The sequence below is a fragment of the Streptomyces sp. NRRL S-37 genome (assembly GCF_000721605.1).
In the GTDB taxonomy this organism is placed as follows: Bacteria; Actinomycetota; Actinomycetes; order Streptomycetales; family Streptomycetaceae; genus Streptomyces.
Genome location: NZ_JOIZ01000003.1, coordinates 118,938 through 136,548, shown reverse-complemented (window position 1 = coordinate 136,548; position 17,611 = coordinate 118,938). Strand labels below are relative to the sequence as shown.

Here is a 17,611-nt window from a genome sequence, read left to right as displayed (position 1 = left end):
CGGGGCTCGTGACGTCCGGGGTTCAGCTCCCGAGGCCGAGCCGGGGTTTGGGCGCGTCCGTGCGGCCGGTCCGGGGCCGCCTGCTGCCCGCCAGGTACGGCGTCGGCCAGACCGCGCCCGGGCCCTCGTAGCCCTGCTCGGCCGCCGCGTGGAGCGTCCAGTGGGGGTCGTAGAGGTGGGGGCGGCCCAGGGCGCACAGGTCCGTACGCCCGGCCAGGATCAGGGAGTTGACGTCGTCCCAGGACGAGATCGCGCCGACCGCGATCACCGGGACGCCCGCCTCGTGCCGGATCCGGTCGGCGAACGGGGTCTGGTACGAGCGCCCGAACTCCGGTGTCTCGTCGGCCACGACCTGCCCGGTCGACACGTCGATCGCGTCGGCGCCGTGCGCGGCGAAGGCGCGGGCGATCGCGACCGCGTCGTCGGCCGTGGTGCCGCCCTCCGCCCAGTCGGTGGCGGAGATCCGGACGGTCATCGGCCGGTCCCCGGGCCACACCGCGCGCACCGCGTCGAACACCTCCAGCGGGAAGCGGAGCCGTTTCTCCGGTGAGCCGCCGTAGGCGTCGGTGCGGTGGTTGGTGAGCGGGGAGAGGAAGCCGGAGAGCAGGTAGCCGTGGGCGCAGTGCAGTTCCAGCAGGTCGAAACCGGCCCGCGCGGCCCGCACGGCGGCGGCCGTGAACTGTTCCCGCAGGTCGGTGAGCTGGGCCCGGGACAGTTCGCGGGGCACCCGGCCGCCCGGCCGGTACGGCAGGGGCGAGGCGGCGACGAGGGGCCAGTTGCCGTCGTCGAGCGGCTCGTCCATGCCCTCCCACATCGGCTTGGTCGAGCCCTTGCGGCCACTGTGGCCGAGCTGCACGCCGATCGCGGTGCCGGGTGCCCGCGTGTGCACGAAGTCGGTGATCCGCCGCCATGCCTCGGCCTGTCTGCCGGTGTAGAGGCCGGTGCAGCCGGGCGTGATGCGCCCCTCGGGGCTGACGCACACCATCTCGGTCATCACCAGTCCGGCCCCGCCCAGCGCGCGGGCGCCGAGGTGCACGAGGTGGAAGTCGCCGGGGACGCCGTCGGCCGCCGAGTACATGTCCATGGGCGAGACGACGACCCGGTTGCGCAGGGTCAGTCCGCGCATCCGGAACGGGGTGAACATCGGGGGCGCGCCAGGCGGGCAGCCGAACTCGCGCTCCACGGACCCGGTGAAGCGGGCGTCGCGCAGCCGCAGGTTGTCGTGGGTGACGCGGCGGCTGCGGGTGAGCAGGCTGAAGGCGAACCGGCGGGGTGGCTGGCCGAGGTGGAGGGGCAGGTCCTCGAACCACTCCAGGCTGGCGCGGGCGGCGCGCTGGGTGGAGGCGACGACCGGTCGGCGTTCCGTCTCGTACGCGGTCAACGCGACTTGCAGAGAGGGTTGTTCGTCCAGACAGGCGGCGAGTGCCAGCGCGTCCTCGACGGCGAGCTTGGTGCCGGAGCCGATGGAGAAGTGCGCGGTGTGGGCGGCGTCCCCGAGGAGCACGATGTTGCCGTGCGACCAGCGGTCGTTGACGACCGTGCGGAAGGTGGTCCACGTGGAGTTGCCGGACTTCAGGGGGCGTCCGCCGAGCGCGTCGGAGAATATCTTGGCGCAGCGTCCGACGGACTCCGTCCCGTCCGTCTCGTCGAATCCGGCGGCACGCCAGACCTCGTCGCGCATCTCGACGATCACGGTGGAGGCGTCGGTGGAGTAGGGGTAGCCGTGAAGCTGCATCACGCCGTGCTCGGTCTCGGCGATCTCGAAGCGGAAGGCGTCGAAGGCGAAGTCGGCGGCCAGCCAGATGTAGCGGCAACGGTGCTCGGTGACGCGGGGTCGGAACACGTCCGCGAAGGTCTCGCGGGTGGTGCTGTGGACTCCGTCGGCGGCCACGACCAGGTCGTACGTCTCCGCCAGCCGGGCGGGGGCGGGGGCCTCGGTCCGGAAGCGCAGATCGACCCCGAGGGAGCGGCAGCGGTCGTGCAGGATCTCCAGGAGGCGGTGCCTTCCCAGGGCGGCGAAACGGTGTCCGCCGGAGGTCTGGAGGGTGTTCCGGTGGACGATGTCGATGGTGTCCCAGTGGACGAAGGCCCGCTGGAGGGCTCCGTAGACCTCCGGGTCGGCGTGTTCGATGCCGCCGAGGGTCTCGTCCGAGAGGACGACACCGAAGCCGAAGGTGTCCTCGGGAGCGTTGCGCTCCCACACGGTGACCTGGCGGTCGGGGGCGAGGCGTTTGAGCAGCGCGGCGGTGTAGAGGCCGCCGGGGCCTCCGCCGATGATCGCCACCCGAAGGGGGTGGTTGTTCTCGTGGGGCGGGTACGGCGCCGTCGTGGCCGGCCGCGCCCCTGCGGCGGTGGCCGCGGATCCGGAGCAGCCCCGCGCCCCTGCGGCGGTGGCCGCGGATCCGGAGCAGCCCCGCGTCCCTGGGGAGGTCGAGCGCATCCCTCTACCTCCCTTGCCACTTCGGCGGGCGCTTCTCCGTGAAGGCCGCGTGGAACTCCGCGTAGTCCTCGCCGTTCATGAGCAGGGCCTGGGTCGAGGCGTCCAGTTCGATCGATGCCGACAGGGGCATGTCCAGTTCGGCGGTCAGGAGGGCCTTGGTCTGGGCGTGGGCCAGGGCCGGGCCGTCGGCCAGGCGGCGGGCCAGGGTCCGGGCGGCCTCGTCCGCGCCGCCCTCGTCGGCGAGTGCGCTGATCAGGCCGATGCGTTCGGCCTCCGGTGCGCGCACCGTGTCGCCCAGCATCAGCAGCCGGGTGGCGTGGCCCAGGCCGACGACCCTCGGCAGCAGGTAGGCCGCGCCCATGTCGCCGCCCGACAGGCCGACCCGGGTGAAGAGGAAGGCGAAGCGGGCACTGGGGTCGGCGACCCTGAAGTCGGCGGCCAGGGCGAGGACCGCGCCGGCGCCCGCCGCCACTCCGTGCACCGCGGCGATCACCGGGAACGGGCACTCCCGTACCGCCCGCACCACCTGGCCGGTCATCCGGTTGAAGTCGAGGAGCTGGGCGGTGTCCATCGAGAGGGTGGCGCCGATGATCTCGTCGACGTCGCCGCCGGAGCAGAAGCCGCGCCCCTCGCCGGCCAGCACCAGGGCGCGCACCGCCCGCTCCCGGGACAGCTCGGCGAGCAGGTCGCGCAGGTCGGCGTAGGCGCCGAAGGTGAGCGCGTTGAGCTTGTCGGGGCGGGCGAGGGTGACGGTGGCGACACCGTCGGCGATATCGACGCGCAGATGCTCCCAGCGGGCGGTGCGGGCGGCGGAGCCGGTGAAGGGACTCATGAGGGCGGCCTCCTAGGACGGGCACTGCGCTGCTCAGTGAGCTCTGCCTCATGAATTTATCACCCATTGGTGACTGTCGTCACGTGCGCGCGATACGCCGTTCGGGCGCCGTCGTGCGCGCGGTGGGGCCCGCCCCCTCGAAGGGCCGTAGCGGGTGCGCCGTACCATGGGCGGCTGAAAGCAGGAGCGCCCGCTCCATGAACGGACTCGCTGTGCACGAATCTCCCCTCGCCTCCACCTCCTGGCGCGTCGCGCTGCCGCACACCACCGCGGCGGTGCCGGTGGCGCGTGCGCTGGTCCGTACGGCGCTGGCCGAGCGGGAGCACTCCGCCGACTGCGACACGGCGGAGCTGCTGACCGCGGAGCTGGTGGCGAACGCCGTGGAGCACACCTCGGGGAGCGGCCCGATAGAGCTGGTGGTGCGGCTGCTGCCGGCCGGCTGCCAGGTCGAGGTGCACGACGCCGACCCGGAGCCGCCCGGCGACCTCACCCGCCCGACCCCCCTCGGCCTGCCCGATCCCTGGCAGGAGCACGGGCGGGGGCTGCTGCTGATCCGCGCCCTCAGCTCGTCCTGCGGGCACCGCCCCACCGAGTCCGGCAAGGCGGTGTGGTTCCGGCTGCCGGGTCAGCGGCGCCCGCTCTGAGCGGGACGCGGGGTTCGGGGGCTCAGGCGAGGGTCGCGACCAGGACGGCCTTGATCGTGTGCATGCGGTTCTCCGCCTCGTCGAAGACGACCGAGTGCGCCGACTCGAAGACCTCGTCGGTCACCTCCAGGGAGGTGAGGCCGTGGGTCTCGAAGATCTCCTGGCCGACCTTGGTGCCGAGGTCGTGGAAGGCGGGCAGGCAGTGCAGGAACCTGACGTCCGGGTTGCCGGTGGCGCGCAGGACGTCCATGGTCACCGCGTACGGGGCGAGGGCCTTGATCCGCTCGTCCCAGACGTCCTTGGGCTCCCCCATGGAGACCCAGACGTCCGTGGCGACGAAATCGGTGCCCGCGACGCCCTCGGCGACGTCCTCGGTGAGCGCGATACGCGCCCCGCTCGACGCGGCCAGCTCCCGCGCCCGGTCGACGATCTCCTGGGCGGGCCAGTAGGCCTTCGGGGCGACGATGCGTACGTCCATGCCCAGCAGGGCCGCGGTGACGAGGTAGGAGTTGCCCATGTTGAAGCGGGCGTCGCCGAGGTAGGCGAAGGCGATGCCGGTGAGCGGCTTGGGGCTGTGCTCGGTCATGGTGAGCACGTCGGCGAGCATCTGGGTGGGGTGCCAGTCGTCGGTGAGCCCGTTGTAGACGGGCACCCCCGCGTACGCCGCGAGCTCCTCCACCTTGGCCTGGCTGTCCCCCCGGTACTCGATGCCGTCGAACATCCGGCCCAGCACCCGCGCGGTGTCCTTCACGGACTCCTTGTGGCCGATCTGCGAGCCGGACGGGTCGAGGTACGTCGTCGAGGCGCCCTGGTCGGCGGCCGCGACCTCGAACGCGCAGCGCGTACGCGTCGAGGTCTTCTCGAAGACCAGCGCGATGTTCCTGCCCCGCAGGTACCGGTGCTCGGCCCCGGCCCGCTTGGCGGCCTTCAGTTCGGCGGCCAGCTCCAGCAGGCCGAGGAACTCCGGCGCGGTGAAGTCCAGCTCCTTGAGGAAGTGGCGGCCGGCGAGGGCGGTCGGGACAGTCGCCATGGGGCGCTCCAGGGATGGGGGACACGAACGCTTGGAAGTGTATACGAGGTTTGGTATTTCTATACGACCTGTTTCCGTACGGCTCGCTCACGTACGGTTCTCGTTCCCGCGCGGCTCGCCCCCGTGCGGTGTCTCACACCGCGTCCCGCTGGACGGGACAGCTCATGCAGCGCGGCCCGCCCCTGCCCCGGCCCAGCTCGCTGCCGGGGATCTCTATCACCTCGATGCCCTGCTTGCGCAGGTGCGTGTTGGTGGTGGCGTTCCGCTCGTAGGCGACGACGACGCCCGGTTCGACGGCCAGAACGTTGCAGCCGTCGTCCCACTGCTCGCGTTCGGCGGCGTGCACGTCCTGGGTGGCGGTCAGCACCCGGATCTCGCTGAGCCCGAGGGCGGCGGCGATCGCGCGGTGCATGTGCTCCGGCGGATGGTCGGTGACCTTCAGCTCCTTGTCCCCCGCGCCCGGCTCGATGGTGTACGAGCGGAGCATGCCGAGGCCCGCGTACTGGGTGAAGGTGTCGCCGTCGACCATCGTCATCACGGTGTCGAGGTGCATGAAGGCGCGCCGCTTCGGCATGTCGAGCGCGACGATGGTCGCGGCGGAGCCCGCCGCGAACAGCTTGTGCGCGAGCATCTCCACCGCCTGCGGGGTGGTCCGCTCGCTCATCCCGATCAGCACCGCGCCGTTGCCGATGACCAGCACGTCCCCGCCCTCGATGGTGGACGGGTAGTCGGCCTGTCCTTCGGACCAGACGTGGAAGGGCTCCGCGCGGAACAGCGGATGGTGCCGGTAGATCGCCTCGAAGTGCACGGTCTCGCGCTGCCGGGCCGGCCAGCGCATCGCGTTGATGGCGACACCGTCGTAGATCCAGGCGGAGGTGTCGCGGGTGAAGAGGTGGTTGGGCAGCGGGCCGAGCAGGAAGTCGTCGAGCTCCATGGCGTGGAAGCGCACGGAGGTCGGCTCCGGGTGGGCGTCCAGGAACTCCCGCTTGGTCATCCCGCCGATCAGCACCTCGGCCAGCCCGGGCGCCGGGAGCGTCTCGAACGCGGCCCGCAGGTGGTCGGTGGCCAGCGGGCCGTACTCCTTCTCGTCGAAGACGCGGTCCAGGACGAGCGCGCGGGCCGCCGGGAGGTCCAGCGTCTCGGCGAGCAGGTCACCGAAGAGGTGGACGGTGACGCCCCGGTCGCGCAGGACGTCGGCGAACCCGTCGTGCTCGGCGCGCGCCCGGCGCACCCAGAGCACGTCGTCGAAGAGCAGGGCGTCCTTGTTGCTGGGGGTGAGCCTTTTGAGCTCGAGATCGGGCCGGTGCAGGATGACGCGGCGCAGCCGCCCGGCCTCGGAGTCGACGTGGTAGGTCATGCCTTTCATCCTGACCCTCCGGGCGCGTGTTCACCCCTGCCTCCGGGTCATCGACTCGGGCCGGGCCAGCAGCCGCCGCGCTCCGGGCCCGCGCTCCAGTCCGGCCCGGGCGACGATCCACCCGGCGAGGAGGTGCGGGTCACCGGGATCACGGGCCAGGCCGTCGTCGTACCCGGCGAGCGCGGCGGCGGCGTCGCCGGCGGCGAGGTGTTCGTCGGGGGTGCGGGGGTCGGCGGGCGGGAGGGCGAAGGCGTGGGTGCGGACGTCGGGCCAGAGGGCGCGGCCGGGGCGGAGGCGGAGGGGACCGTCCGGCCGCTCGGACGGTGCGGCCGGGGCGACGTTGCGCAGGCGCCACTCGGTGCGGTGCAGGGCGGCGGCGGTGCGGGCGCGGGTCAGGGCGGCCGGGGGCACGGGCTCGCGCAGCCAGCCGTCCAGGCTCCGGGCGAGACCGGTGACCAGGGCGTGCCCGGTCTCGGTGAGGCGTCCGCTGGTGAGGAGGGTGCGCACGACGAGCCTGCTCTGCGTCCGGCGCAGCGCGAAGTGGTAGGCGGCCGTCTCGGCGTGCTCCGGGTCGGACAGCCGGTCCCGCCAGAACCCGGCGACGCCGGTGAAGGCGTAGGCGCCGTGCAGCAGACCGGTGAGGTGGCGCGGGTCGGGGCGCCAGGGAGCGTAGTAGCGCTCCGCGCGGTCGTCGCGCAGCAGCGGGAAGAGGTGGAACAGCGCGGCGAGCTTGCTGTGCTGGAACTCGTGGACCAGCGCCTCGGCCAGGGCGAGCGGCGAAGAGGGGCGGGCGATGACCATCGCGCCGTAGGAGTCGCCGCTGGACGCGGAGACGCGGACGTCGGGCGGCGGCGGGGGCAGCAGGCCGGTGCGGGCCCAGGGGACGACGGCCCGGATCACGGCGGGGTCGAGCCGCCCGGGTCCCGTCCCCTTCCCGGCCGCGAGGATCACGGCGGCCTCGTCGAACAGCCGCTGCCAGGCCAGGGCCTCGTCGGCGTCCAGCCGGGCGGGCGGCACGGGGTCGTCGAGGTCACGGTAGGGATCCAGGTCCTCCAGGGGTACGGCGACGGGGCCGACGGCGAGAGTACGGAGGGGAAGCCAGTGGGGGTCGTCGACGGGCGGCGCCCCGGTGACCGGCACGGGGGCGGGGCGGCGGGTCAGGCTCCGTCGTCTGCCGTCGGGCCCCGGCCCGCTGAGGGTCAGCACACCGGCGCGGGTACTCGCCCGGCCCGCCGACAGACCAGCCGCCCCGTCTGCCAGCCGGACCAGTCCCAGGCCCGGCAGGTGCAGCGCGCCGTCGTCCAGCGGGACGCGCAGGGACGTCTCCGTGCCGGCGTGCAGCGAGGCGACCACCGCGAGGGTGTTCAGCCGGGCCGCCTCCGCCCACAGCTGAGGCCCGGTCGCGGTGCCGTACACCCTGCGCAGCATGTGTGCGATCCAGGCGCCGGTCGTCGGGGCGAGCAGCAGCCGCTCGACCGGCTCGGGCGCCCGCTCCGCCGCCTCCTTGAAGACCCGCCAGGCCTCCGCGACCGGGGTGAGGGGGGTGGGCAGGTCCCAGAGCTGCTTGAGCAGGGTGCGCAGCAGCAGCAACCGGCGGGCGCGCTCGCCCTGTTCGAGGAAGGCGACGGCTTCGGCGGAGTGGCCGCCGGCGGCGAGTTCCGCGAAGAGGGGGGCGGGCATGCGGAACGGGCTGGGGCGCTGCTCGCTGTTCATTACCGGGCCTCCGGTCGGTGGGCGGGCATGCGGGAACCCGGTGGGGCGCTCCCGGCACGGCGGGCGGCTCTACTCGGCCCGGCCTGGCTCGCCGCCGCCCCGGATGCTGCCGCGGGACCGGAGAACCTCTACGAGAAGACGGGTGCCGGGGGCGAGGGGAGCGAGGCCGTCCAAGGCGGTCAGGGGCAGTGCCGCAAGATCCGCCAGGTCCGACTCCCGTGCTGCGGTTTCGGCGTTGCGCTGAGCGGCCGGCTGATGCAAGGTGCGTCCCCCTTCTCGCACGGTGGCACTCGATGCCCCGTGTCCTTGGATTCATCATGACCATTCAAGACCGCATCGAAAACCGTACGATCACGCCACCCGATCATCATCAACTGTGCGGACGGCGAAGGGAATCGGTCCCCCTGCCCCTACTCGGAGGCCGACGGGGAGGAGCGTTCGAAGCCGACCTCGCCGTGGCGCACGTCAGCCTGTGACGAGGCGGATTCCCGGGACGTGAGAGCCCCCGGCGGCGTCGGCCGGCCCGAGGCGGCGTCCCGGTCCGCACGGGGCGGGACCGCCGGATCGCGGGTACCGCGGAGAACGGCTCGCTTCCCTGTGGGCCGCGAGACGCGCCCGTACGGCCGGAAACAGCCCCTCCGGATCAGCGGCCCGGGAGTGCGGTACCCGCGACCGCCGAACCCGAGGGCGCACCGACGGCGCACGGCAGCACATGCGGCGGACGAATGCACCCTGGTCCCATGGCCGGGCACGACCGCTACCGGTGTGCCTCCTGTGACTCGGGTCAAGCGTGTGTACAACACCCGATGCCCTGTCAGATCACCTCTATCCTGAGGAAGTTGACTTCGCGCAAGCGTGCGACGACTCATCGGCGGCCGCTCGGCCGGCTGAACGACCGGACCACAGGGGGACACATGAGCCCTGACGCGCTGATCGCGCACTTCGTGGGGGCCTCGGCCCTGATCCTGGTGGCCGCGCACGCGGCGGGCTGGGCTGCACGAAAGCTGGGGCAGCCGTACATCGTCGGCCAGCTGACGGCGGGGATAGCGCTCGGCCCCTCCCTCCTCGGCAGTGCGGTACCCGACGCGTACGAGACGCTGTTCCCTGAGGAGATCGATACGGCCCTGACCGGCTTCGCACAGTTCGCCCTGGTGGTGTTCCTGTTCGCGGTGGGCTACGAACTGGACCTGAAGCTGCTGGGCGACCGGGCGCGTACCGCGGTGACGGTGGCGCTGGCCTCGTTCCTGGTGCCGATGCTGGTGGGCGGCGGGTGCGCGTTGCTGTTCTGGGACCGTCTCCGGGCCCTCGGCATGCCACGCGATCCGTCTCCGTCGACCGTGGTGTTCGCCGGGATCGCCCTGTCGGTCACGGCCGTACCCGTACTGACGGCCATAGTGCGGGAGAACGGACTGGCCCGGACGGTGCCCGGCGTGGTGGCGGTCTCGGCCGCCGGCCTGCTCGACGTGGTCTGCTGGACGGTACTGGCCGGGGCGTTGCTGGAGAACGGCGGCGACCACACGCTCGGGTGGCCGTGGCGGGTGGCGATCGCGGCCGGTTTCCTCACCGGGATGCTCCTCGCAGCCCGGCCGGTGCTGCGCCGGCTGCTGTGGCGGACGCGCATGGAGCCCTCGCTGCGGATGGCGCTGCTCATCGGCTTCGCCCTCGGGTCGGCCTGGGTGACGCACTCCCTGGGGCTGCATGTGATCTTCGGTGCGCTGCTGGCGGGCGTGGTGACCCCCCGGGAGCCGGACGACCGGCTCGACCCCGATCTGCTGCGGCCCCTGCACGACGTCAGCTCGCTGCTGCTCCCGTTCTTCTTCGTGATCTCGGGTCAGGCCGTCGTGCTGAACGGCATGGGGGCCACGGGATGGGTCGCCGTGCTGGTGGTGACCGCACTGGCCGCGGTGACCAAGATCGGCAGCGGTGCGGCGGCGGCCCGGCTGGGCGGCCTGGACCGGCACGACGCGTACACCGTGGGCATCCTGATGAGTGCCCGCGGTCTCACCGAGCTGATCGCCCTCGACGCGGGCCTGCACGCGGGCCTGCTGAGCGACCGGCTCTACAGCATCCTGGTGTTCATGGCCCTGGCCACCACACTCTTCACCCAGCCGCTCCTGCACCTGACCCGCCGCCTGGCCGAACGGCATCCGCGGGGGCGGACCGACGACCCGGCCGACCTGCCGCCCCCGCCCTCCGAGCGGGACGACACACGCACCGCTCCGGCGGCAGACCTGGGCTGACACCGGGCCGGGGCGGCGATCGCGCCGCTCCGGCCGGCCCGCGCCCCCGCTACAGCGGCATGGGGGCGATGTCGCACTCGATACGGTGGTTCAGGCGGGCCGCCTCCAGCCAGGGGTGGCCGGCGCGGACCACCCGGGTGAAGCCCTCCACCGCCTTGCTCTTCATCTGGTCCGCCTCCGCGCCCCGGCCGAGACCGCGCAGGTCGAGAGCGAGGTTCGCGGTGCAGGACAGGGTCAGCGGGTGTTCCGCGCCGGCGACCACGGTGAGCCCCGCCAGATTGGCCTCGTCGATCTCGTACGCGCGGTCGAAGTCCAGCCGTGCGTAGGCGGTGTTGGCCCGGCCGATGTCGACGGTCCGGGTCATCACGTGCTCGGGTCCCAGGGTGGCCACCAGTCTGCGGGAGGCGTCGTCCTCCAGTTCCGCGGCGCTGTCCACGGCGCCCATCATGCGCAGGGTGGCGGCGAGGTTCGCCTTGGCCAGCAAGGTGTACGCGTGGTCCTCGCCCAGCAGCGACGCGTAGCCCCGCGCGGTCTCCTCGCCGAGCTCACGCGACTTCTCGAGGTCGTCGGAGCTTCCGGCGAGGCGCCGGTCGACGCAGAGGTTGATCGCCGTGGAGAGCGAGTCCGCGTGAACGGGGCCGTAGCGGGCGACGAAGCGGCGCAGGGTCTCCTCCGAGAGCTTCAGCGCCTCGTCGAGCGCCCCGTCCCGGCGGTAGCAGACGGCGAGGTTGCGGGCCACGCGCAGGGTGAGCGGGCGCTGTTCGCCCAAGGTTTCGCTGGCCCTGCGGTAGACGTCCTCCTGGAAGCTCCGGGCGCCCGGGTAGTCGCCGCTCTCCCGCATGTCGATGGAGAGGCCGTTGAGGGTGTTGAGCGTGAGGAGGTTGTCGGGGCCGAACATGTGTTCACGCTGCCGGGCGTTCTCCTGGTCCAGGGGCAGCGCCTCGTCGAACTGCCCGCACAGCCGCAGGTCGACCCCCCAGCTGTGGGTGGCCCGCAGGGTGATCGGGTCCTCGGGACCGAACATGGAACGCGCCAGCTCGGTGGCCTCCTTGCCGAGGTCCCGTGCCTCCGCGAACCGACCCTGGTAACGGCGTGCGTCGGCCATCTCGCACAAGGAGTCGATGAGGTCCTCGGGCTCGAGCACGGCCTCGAGACGCCGGGAGACCTCCAGGGCCTTCTCGGTCAGCGGGATGGACTCGCCGATCTGGCCGATCTGGCGCAGGGCGAAGGCGAAGATCTTCGTGATGCGGATGACGTGGTTGTCCTCCTCGCCGGAGGCGGCGAGCCAGGCGTTGTACGCCTGGCGGCCGAGGTTCGCGGCCCCTTCGTGGTCACCCCAGTAGTAGAGGAAGAACACGGTGTCGGAGACGAGTTCCCGCACATAGGTGTCGGAGCTGGTGACCGCCTGGGAGGTGAGGATGTGCGGCAGCAGCGCCTGGTAGGCGGGCCATTCGCGCGACGAGGCGTAGTGGCCCGGTTTGGCGGCGGAGAGCAACTGGTGGGCGGCGTCCCTCATCCGGCCGCGCTGCTCCTGGTCGAGCTTGGCGAGAAGCACCGTCTGCAGCAGGCGGTGCATCTGCAGGGTGTCGGTCCGGGGGTCCGTCTTGACCAAGGAGAACTGGTTGAGGTCGCGGATGGCCCGGTTGAGTTTGATCGACTCCCGCAGCAGCGGGTCCACCTCGGGCGTGATGTTGACGCCCCGGCCGCCGCGCAGCATGGACCGCGGAATGGGCTCGGGGGCCATGCTGGCGCAGATGTCGAGGAGCTGGCGGGCGCCGGGGTTGTTCTCCTTGATCCGCTCCAGCGAGATGTCCCAGGCGGCGGCGACGGAGACCGGGTAGTCGGGAGCGGGGTCGAGGTCGAGGATCTCGGGGCTGCGTTCGGCGAGCAGGGTGAGGTACTCGTCGACGAGCATGCCGGTGACCGCTCGCCAGGCACCGGCCTGCTCCACCGCGAGCGGCAGGTCGCCGAGGGCGTCGGCGAGGCGGTCGGCGTCCTGGGCCGAGAGGTCGGGAGAGCGCTTCTGGAGCAGCTCGACGGACTCCTCGCGCTCGAACACGCTCACCGGGAGCGGGGTCGCCACCCGTTCCCAGGACCGGTTCCGTGAGGTGACGATGACCTTGCCGGGGCCGCTGGCCGGGAAGTACCGGCGGACCACCTCGATGTCCTCGGCGTTGTCGAAGACCAGCAGCCATTTGTCGTAGGGCTCACCGGAGCGCAGCGCGTCCAGGACGGCCTGGACCGACGTGTTGGCGGTGCCCTCCTGCCCCGGCTGGGCGACGCCCAGCCGGGTGGCGAGACTGGACAGCGCCGCGAGGATGAGGCTCTCCCGCTCCGCGGGGATCCAGCAGATCACGTTGTGGCTGTGCTGGTGGGTGTAGATGTACTCCAGGGCCAGCTGGGACTTGCCCACGCCGCCGAGGCCGTGCAGCGCGTGCGGCAGCACGGCCGCGGTGTCCTGGGCCTCGAGCTGCTCCTCCACGGCCCTCAGCAGCGCCTGGCGGCCGACGAACGAGGTGTTCCTGAGGGGAACGTTCACCATGATGGCCGGCGGTGCGGTCGTGGTGCTCTGCATGAGCGGCTCAGCCTCCGGGGCTTCGTTTGGGATCTCGGTCACCAGGCTCGGCACGGTGTCTCCAGGTGTGACGCGAACGTCCGACGCTGGATGCCTCCCGTCCTGGTCGTCGGGGAACTCGCCGCCCTCCGGGTCTTTCACGCTTCCGGATGGTTCCGCGGACACCCGTTCGGCCGCGTGGGGCAGGAGCCTGGAGACATCGGGTTCGATGCGGTTCGCCCGTTCGGAGTAGGGACCCGAGAGGGCCCGCATCACGGCGAGTTCACTGCGCCGCCAGCCGGGCTCGGCCGGATCGGGCAACGTGGCGCCGACCGGGTCGTGCAGCGCGGCGCGCAGTGCGACGCCCCGCTCGCCGGCGGCCGGCAGGTCGCCCACCACACTGACGGTACGCGCGAGTTGGGACCGGGTGGTGGTGGCCAGCAATGCCTCACGGACGCCGTCGGCGAAATCGGGGCGGCCCTGGCCCCCGCCGTCCCAGTCGATCAGTCCGCCCATGAGGATCTCGGCGAGGTGGTCGGGGCCGGTCTCCGGCATGACCCGGCGCCGTAGCTGTTCCACCAGGTCGAACTCGAAGGGGACGGCGGCCAGTTGAGCGGCGAGACGGCGCGCCGCGGGCGTGGCGAGCGTCAGGAAGCGGCGTACGGCGGCGGCCGCGGCGCGCGGGAGGCGCGGGGCGCGCAGACCGGGGGCGGGCGTCCCTTTGGTGAGGGTGCCCGCGAGGACGACGGGCAGGTCACGGCGTACTCCCCGCTCGCCGGTCACGAGGTCGGCCCAGGCGGCGACGGAGCCGGGTTTGAGGGAGAGCACCGGGACGGGCAGGAAGTCGTCGGCCACCTCGGGCAGCGGGCGCAGGGGGTTGGCACCGCCTGGTGGCGCCCCGTGCCCGAGGCAGTCGTTGGGCGTGCCGAAGCCACCGGCCTCCAGGACCGCCGGGTGGGGGTAGAGCGAGGTGCGGTGGCGGAGGTGGGGCGGGAGCAGATGGACCAGTGCGGTCGGGCCGGAGCGGGCGAGCCGGCTCAGCAGGACGTCGGCGGCGGGGGCGGCCCAGCCGTGGGCGAGTCCGTCGGTGACGGCGAGGAAGATCCGGCCGCCCCGTCCGTCGAAAAGCTCGGACGGATCCGCGACAGCCCCGCCGCTGGCCCAGCGCAGGGCGGCGGACCCGGTCCGCGGGAGGGTGGCCCTGAGGGTGCGGACGCTGCGGAAGGCACCGCTGTGCTCGGCGGCCTCGGCGAGGCCGGCCACCGTCTCTTCCCAGATCCTCATGGTGGGCGCGTCGTCGGCGAGCAGCACCAGGTCGAACGCGGACGTACGGGCGGGGCGGAGGAACGGCATCCACATGCCGTCGGCGAGCCCTTGCTCGGCGGTGGTCTCCTCGTCGAGCTCCAGGGTGTCGCGGGAGGGTACGCGGCGGGCGAGCCGGTGCAGGGCGCGGGCGAGCAGGGCGGTGCGGTGGCCGGGCCCGTACCGCGGCAGGTTGGCGTCGGGCAGCAGGGGGCGGCCGACGTGGAGGGTGGCGGCGCCCTCGGGATGCGGTAAGAGCCCGCCGCCGACGAGGAGCGGCTCACGCGCCGGTGCGGGGGCTCCGGCCGCGTCCGCGGAGGCGGCGGGTCCGACGCGGCCCGGGGTACCGGGCCGGCCGGGCGGGAGCTGCGCGAGGGGCGCGGGAAGACCGGAGCCGGCCGCGAGATCGGCTGAATCCGTATGCCCGGAGGGCGTCGCGGGTTCCGGTTCGTCCTCGGTGCGGGGTGTCGTGGCCGTTTTCGCGGCGCCCGCGGCCGGAGGGGCGTCCGGGTCCGGCGCTGCTTGCGGTCCCGCACCGGCGGGGCCGCCGTGACGGTTCCAGTACGCGGCGAGCCACACCGCGTCGGCGACCTCCTGCCACCGCGGTGCCTCCCGGTCCTCGCCGTCCGGCCGGGGGAACGGCTGGTCATGGGTCAGAACGTGCCGGGGCGGGGCAGCGGCGGCGGAGCCTTTGACCTCACTCGCGCATGCGACGGACTCGGGGAACTCCGAAGGAGGCGATGCCCCTGATTCGGATCCGCCGTCGCCGGGTCCGGATGCGCGCTCCCTGGGAAAGCCGTTGTCCATTCAGCGGCCCTTCGCGAGGTCGCGGAGCAGCATTTCCACGAGCTTACGCCCGTTCCCGTCGACCTGGAAACCACCCATGGTAGTGATCTGGACAGCGTTGAGTAACTGGTCCAGGGAGTGTGTGCCCCCGGCCCGGACGCGCTGGAGGAACAGGTCCACCAGGTCCTCGCCGTGCCGCGCGCTCCGCCCGAGATGCCGGTCGACCATGGCGAGGAGCTGTTCGCGGGTGGGTGTACGGAGCTCCAGGGGCAGGCAGCGCCTGCGGAACGCGGCCGGGAACTCCCGTTCCCCGTTGCTGGTGATCACCACGACGGGGAACTCCCGGCACTCGACCCGCCCCTGCCGCAGTACGGCACGGACTCCGGGGTCGCTGGTGTGGACGCTCGCGGTGTCGGCGGCGTCACGGACCAGCTCCGGGACGTCATAGCTTCCGTTCTCCAAGACGTGCAACAGGTCGTTCGGCAGGTCGATGTCGCTCTTGTCGAGCTCGTCGACAAGAAGCACACGGGGACGATGGTAGGGCAGCAGAGCGGTCCCCAGTGGCCCGAGCGTGATGAAATCACCTAGCAGAGGCGCATTTTGACGATCGGTCAGAGAACTCCCGGTGTCCTCCGCCCCGTCGGCACCGGGTGCCACCGCGTCCCGCAGCCCCGCCTGCCAGGCGGCGATGGCCTGGGCGCGCCCCATCGCGTCATGGACGTACAGGCCGTCGCGCAGGGTGGTGCGGCTGACGATGTTCCACTCCAGCACCCGGCCGAGCCCCAGCTCCCGCGCGATCAGATAAGCGAGGGTGGACTTGCCGATGCCAGGAGGCCCCGTGATCAGCAGCGGCCGACGCAGCAGTAACGCGGCGTTGACGGTGTCGATCTCCTCGGAACCCAGCTGCGGGGCGATCCCGTCGGGGCCCAGCCTGCGCTGTGCCCCGTCCGGATCGTCGGGCGGGGCGGGCTGGAGCGGGTCGCCGCCGAACCGGCGCCAGGGCGGGGGCTCGGGCAGTTCCACGGCGTCGGCGGGAGACCGGCCCGTGGCATGGAAGATCCGCCAGCCGTCCGGGACCGTCTGCTCCTCCTGCGCGGTCATGCCGGTGCCTCCTCGTTGGCGAGATCGCCGTCGTCGGTGTGGATGTCGACCAGTCGTGTCGGATCGTCCCAGAAAAAGGCGATATGGCGCCCGAGCAGATCGGGGCTCTGCGCGGGATCGACGGCTTTCCTGCGCAGCCGGTGGATGGCCATGGGGATCTGCGCCGCGATCGGTACGGAGGCGAACACCGCGGTGACGACCTCGCGCCGCTCCTCGACGAAGGCGCCCCGACGGTCCCATATGGCGAGGGAGATGCCTTCCGCGATGGCGGCCTTGAGCGCCTCCAGGGCGGGCGTGTCGGCGGGTGCGTCGAGGACCACGGCGGTGCGTCCGGTCTCCCCGGCGAGCGCGGTCTGCCAGGCCTCGAGCCGCTGGGCGTCGGCGCCCGTCCAGCCGTGCACCGTGACACCGTGCTGCCGCAGTCTGTGCCAGCGGTCGCGCCATTGCCGCCGGACCATCGCGTCGTCGGTGCGCATCCGCTCCAGACTGCGCAGGTGTACCCCGTACTTCAGGGCGAGCGGCAGCGGCCGGCCGTGGCCGGTCCTGAATCTCAATCCCGCGACGTCGTGGTTGAGGAGGTCGTACGGGAGGACGAACTCGACGTACGTCGGCTGTTCGCGCCCGGCCGGGTCCTGGTCGGCCGGGGTGGACCAGAGCCGGGCACCCTGCCGGAGGGAGTCCTCGACGGCCTGCCCGAGGCCGTCCAGGGTGGTGACGGCCGGCTCACCGGGCTGCGGGTCCCAGTGGCCGGGGACGGTGTTCAGCCAGGGACGGACGACGATGTCGCCGGAGCCGTCACGAGCGGGTTCCACGGCGACGATGAGACAGCAGGGGATGTCCGGATCGTCGGCGCTCTTCCGGCGGGAGCTCCGGTGCCGCGCCACCGCCGCCGTCAGGCCCGAGCGCTGCGCCCAGCCGTCGACCCATTTGAGGAGGGCTCCGCGGTGACCGGGTGACGCGGCGAGGGAGGCGGCCACGTCGACCAGGAGCACCGCGGGTGGTAACCCGTCCGGCTGCACGTTCCATTCCAGGGTGTGCGCCAGAAGCTGTTCGGGCGAGAGTCCGGCGGGCAGGTAGAGGCCGTTGAGTTCCTCGGCGAGCCGGTCCCGCAGCCGTACCGCGGACAACTCCCCCTTGGCGTCGGCCAGCAGGGCGTGGGCCGTGCCGATGTCGTGACCGGAGAGCGGACCGGGGAGGGAGACGGTGGCCGGGGGCGGCGCGGCGGGGGGGAGCAGCCGGTCGAGTTCGTCGGCCGGCGCGGCCCCTTCGAAAAGCTCCACCACGTTCACCAGCACGCGTTCGCCGCCCGCCACGCCCAGCGCGGCACGCACCATGGCCACGACGTCCTCGCGGAGCCGTACGCCGCGTATGTCGACCGTGCGGGCGAGCTGTTCGCCGAGCACGGTCGCGAACTGGACACGCCCCTGGGCGTCCTCCATGCAGCTCAGTTCGCACAGGGCGCCGGTGAGCCGGGACAGCAGTTCCAGACCCTGCGTGCGCGGCACCCCGCCGTCGGGGCCGTCGAAACCCTCGCCTCTCCCCACCGACTTGTCCCCCATGAGTCGGTTCGCCTGACCGGCCTGCGAAGTTAGCACGGCGAGTGATGGTTCAC

At 72.6% G+C, this 17,611-nt stretch carries 10 protein-coding genes; 2 read left to right on the top strand and 8 right to left on the bottom strand.

What is annotated here, in order from left to right; translation table 11 throughout:
• Positions 1-22: 22 nt before the first annotated feature.
• Both IH50_RS0104775 and IH50_RS0104770 read right to left on the bottom strand, forming a co-directional pair.
• Positions 23-2,440, bottom strand: coding sequence for a bifunctional salicylyl-CoA 5-hydroxylase/oxidoreductase (locus tag IH50_RS0104775; RefSeq protein WP_078913848.1), 2,418 nt, complete (start codon positions 2,438-2,440; stop codon positions 23-25).
• A 4-nt stretch (positions 2,441-2,444) separates the two neighbouring features.
• The gene (locus IH50_RS0104770) at positions 2,445-3,272 is read right to left on the bottom strand and encodes an enoyl-CoA hydratase family protein (protein ID WP_030857545.1); all 828 of its coding nucleotides are present in this window, start codon (positions 3,270-3,272) and stop codon (positions 2,445-2,447) included.
• A 197-nt stretch (positions 3,273-3,469) separates the two neighbouring features.
• On the opposite strand from IH50_RS0104770, the gene IH50_RS0104765 reads away from it, so the two are divergent.
• A complete protein-coding gene (locus IH50_RS0104765; RefSeq protein WP_030857542.1) occupies positions 3,470-3,916 on the top strand; it encodes an ATP-binding protein in 447 nt (148 codons plus the stop codon).
• A gap of 22 nt (positions 3,917-3,938) precedes the next feature.
• Here the strand turns inward: IH50_RS0104765 and argF are convergent, their stop codons facing one another.
• The 3 genes from argF to IH50_RS0104750 all read right to left on the bottom strand — a co-directional run bounded on the left by argF (position 3,939) and on the right by IH50_RS0104750 (position 8,016).
• On the bottom strand, positions 3,939-4,946 hold the full coding sequence (gene argF / locus IH50_RS0104760) for an ornithine carbamoyltransferase (RefSeq protein WP_030857540.1): 1,008 nt from the start codon (positions 4,944-4,946) through the stop codon (positions 3,939-3,941).
• Between the two features lie 133 nt (positions 4,947-5,079).
• Complete coding sequence (locus tag IH50_RS0104755) at positions 5,080-6,303, bottom strand: arginine deiminase (protein WP_030857538.1); 1,224 nt, start codon at positions 6,301-6,303, stop codon at positions 5,080-5,082.
• A 30-nt stretch (positions 6,304-6,333) separates the two neighbouring features.
• The gene (locus IH50_RS0104750; protein ID WP_030857536.1) at positions 6,334-8,016 is read right to left on the bottom strand and encodes an HEXXH motif domain-containing protein; all 1,683 of its coding nucleotides are present in this window, start codon (positions 8,014-8,016) and stop codon (positions 6,334-6,336) included.
• Between the two features lie 914 nt (positions 8,017-8,930).
• Between IH50_RS0104750 and IH50_RS0104745 the strand changes: the two genes are divergently transcribed.
• Positions 8,931-10,256: a cation:proton antiporter gene (locus IH50_RS0104745; protein ID WP_030857534.1), complete on the top strand. Its 1,326-nt coding sequence runs from the start codon at positions 8,931-8,933 to the stop codon at positions 10,254-10,256.
• A 49-nt stretch (positions 10,257-10,305) separates the two neighbouring features.
• Here IH50_RS0104745 and fxsT read toward each other — a convergent pair whose 3' ends face one another.
• The 3 genes from fxsT to IH50_RS0104730 are packed head-to-tail and all read right to left on the bottom strand — an operon-like array spanning position 10,306 to position 17,558.
• Positions 10,306-14,919 carry an FxSxx-COOH system tetratricopeptide repeat protein gene (gene fxsT, locus IH50_RS0104740; RefSeq protein WP_030857533.1) on the bottom strand — a complete coding sequence of 1,538 codons (4,614 nt, stop codon included), beginning with the start codon at positions 14,917-14,919 and terminating at the stop codon, positions 10,306-10,308.
• Complete coding sequence (locus IH50_RS0104735; RefSeq protein WP_030857530.1) at positions 14,920-15,999, bottom strand: AAA family ATPase; 1,080 nt, start codon at positions 15,997-15,999, stop codon at positions 14,920-14,922.
• Positions 15,996-17,558, bottom strand: a complete 1,563-nt coding sequence (locus tag IH50_RS0104730) for an effector-associated domain 2-containing protein (protein ID WP_030857528.1) — start codon at positions 17,556-17,558, stop codon at positions 15,996-15,998. The genes IH50_RS0104735 and IH50_RS0104730 overlap by 4 nt, the downstream gene beginning before the upstream one ends.
• Positions 17,559-17,611 lie beyond the last annotated feature (53 nt).

What these genes read in the sequence shown, in the direction of transcription:
- IH50_RS0104775 (WP_078913848.1), bottom strand. Translation starts at nt 2,440, where the DNA reads ATGCGCTCGACCTCCCCAGGGACGCGGGGCTGCTCCGGATCCGCGGCC.
- IH50_RS0104770 (WP_030857545.1), bottom strand. Translation starts at nt 3,272, where the DNA reads ATGAGTCCCTTCACCGGCTCCGCCGCCCGCACCGCCCGCTGGGAGCAT.
- IH50_RS0104765 (WP_030857542.1), top strand. Translation starts at nt 3,470, where the DNA reads ATGAACGGACTCGCTGTGCACGAATCTCCCCTCGCCTCCACCTCCTGG.
- argF (WP_030857540.1), bottom strand. Translation starts at nt 4,946, where the DNA reads ATGGCGACTGTCCCGACCGCCCTCGCCGGCCGCCACTTCCTCAAGGAG.
- IH50_RS0104755 (WP_030857538.1), bottom strand. Translation starts at nt 6,303, where the DNA reads ATGACCTACCACGTCGACTCCGAGGCCGGGCGGCTGCGCCGCGTCATC.
- IH50_RS0104750 (WP_030857536.1), bottom strand. Translation starts at nt 8,016, where the DNA reads ATGAACAGCGAGCAGCGCCCCAGCCCGTTCCGCATGCCCGCCCCCCTC.
- IH50_RS0104745 (WP_030857534.1), top strand. Translation starts at nt 8,931, where the DNA reads ATGAGCCCTGACGCGCTGATCGCGCACTTCGTGGGGGCCTCGGCCCTG.
- fxsT (WP_030857533.1), bottom strand. Translation starts at nt 14,919, where the DNA reads ATGGACAACGGCTTTCCCAGGGAGCGCGCATCCGGACCCGGCGACGGC.
- IH50_RS0104735 (WP_030857530.1), bottom strand. Translation starts at nt 15,999, where the DNA reads ATGACCGCGCAGGAGGAGCAGACGGTCCCGGACGGCTGGCGGATCTTC.
- IH50_RS0104730 (WP_030857528.1), bottom strand. Translation starts at nt 17,558, where the DNA reads ATGGGGGACAAGTCGGTGGGGAGAGGCGAGGGTTTCGACGGCCCCGAC.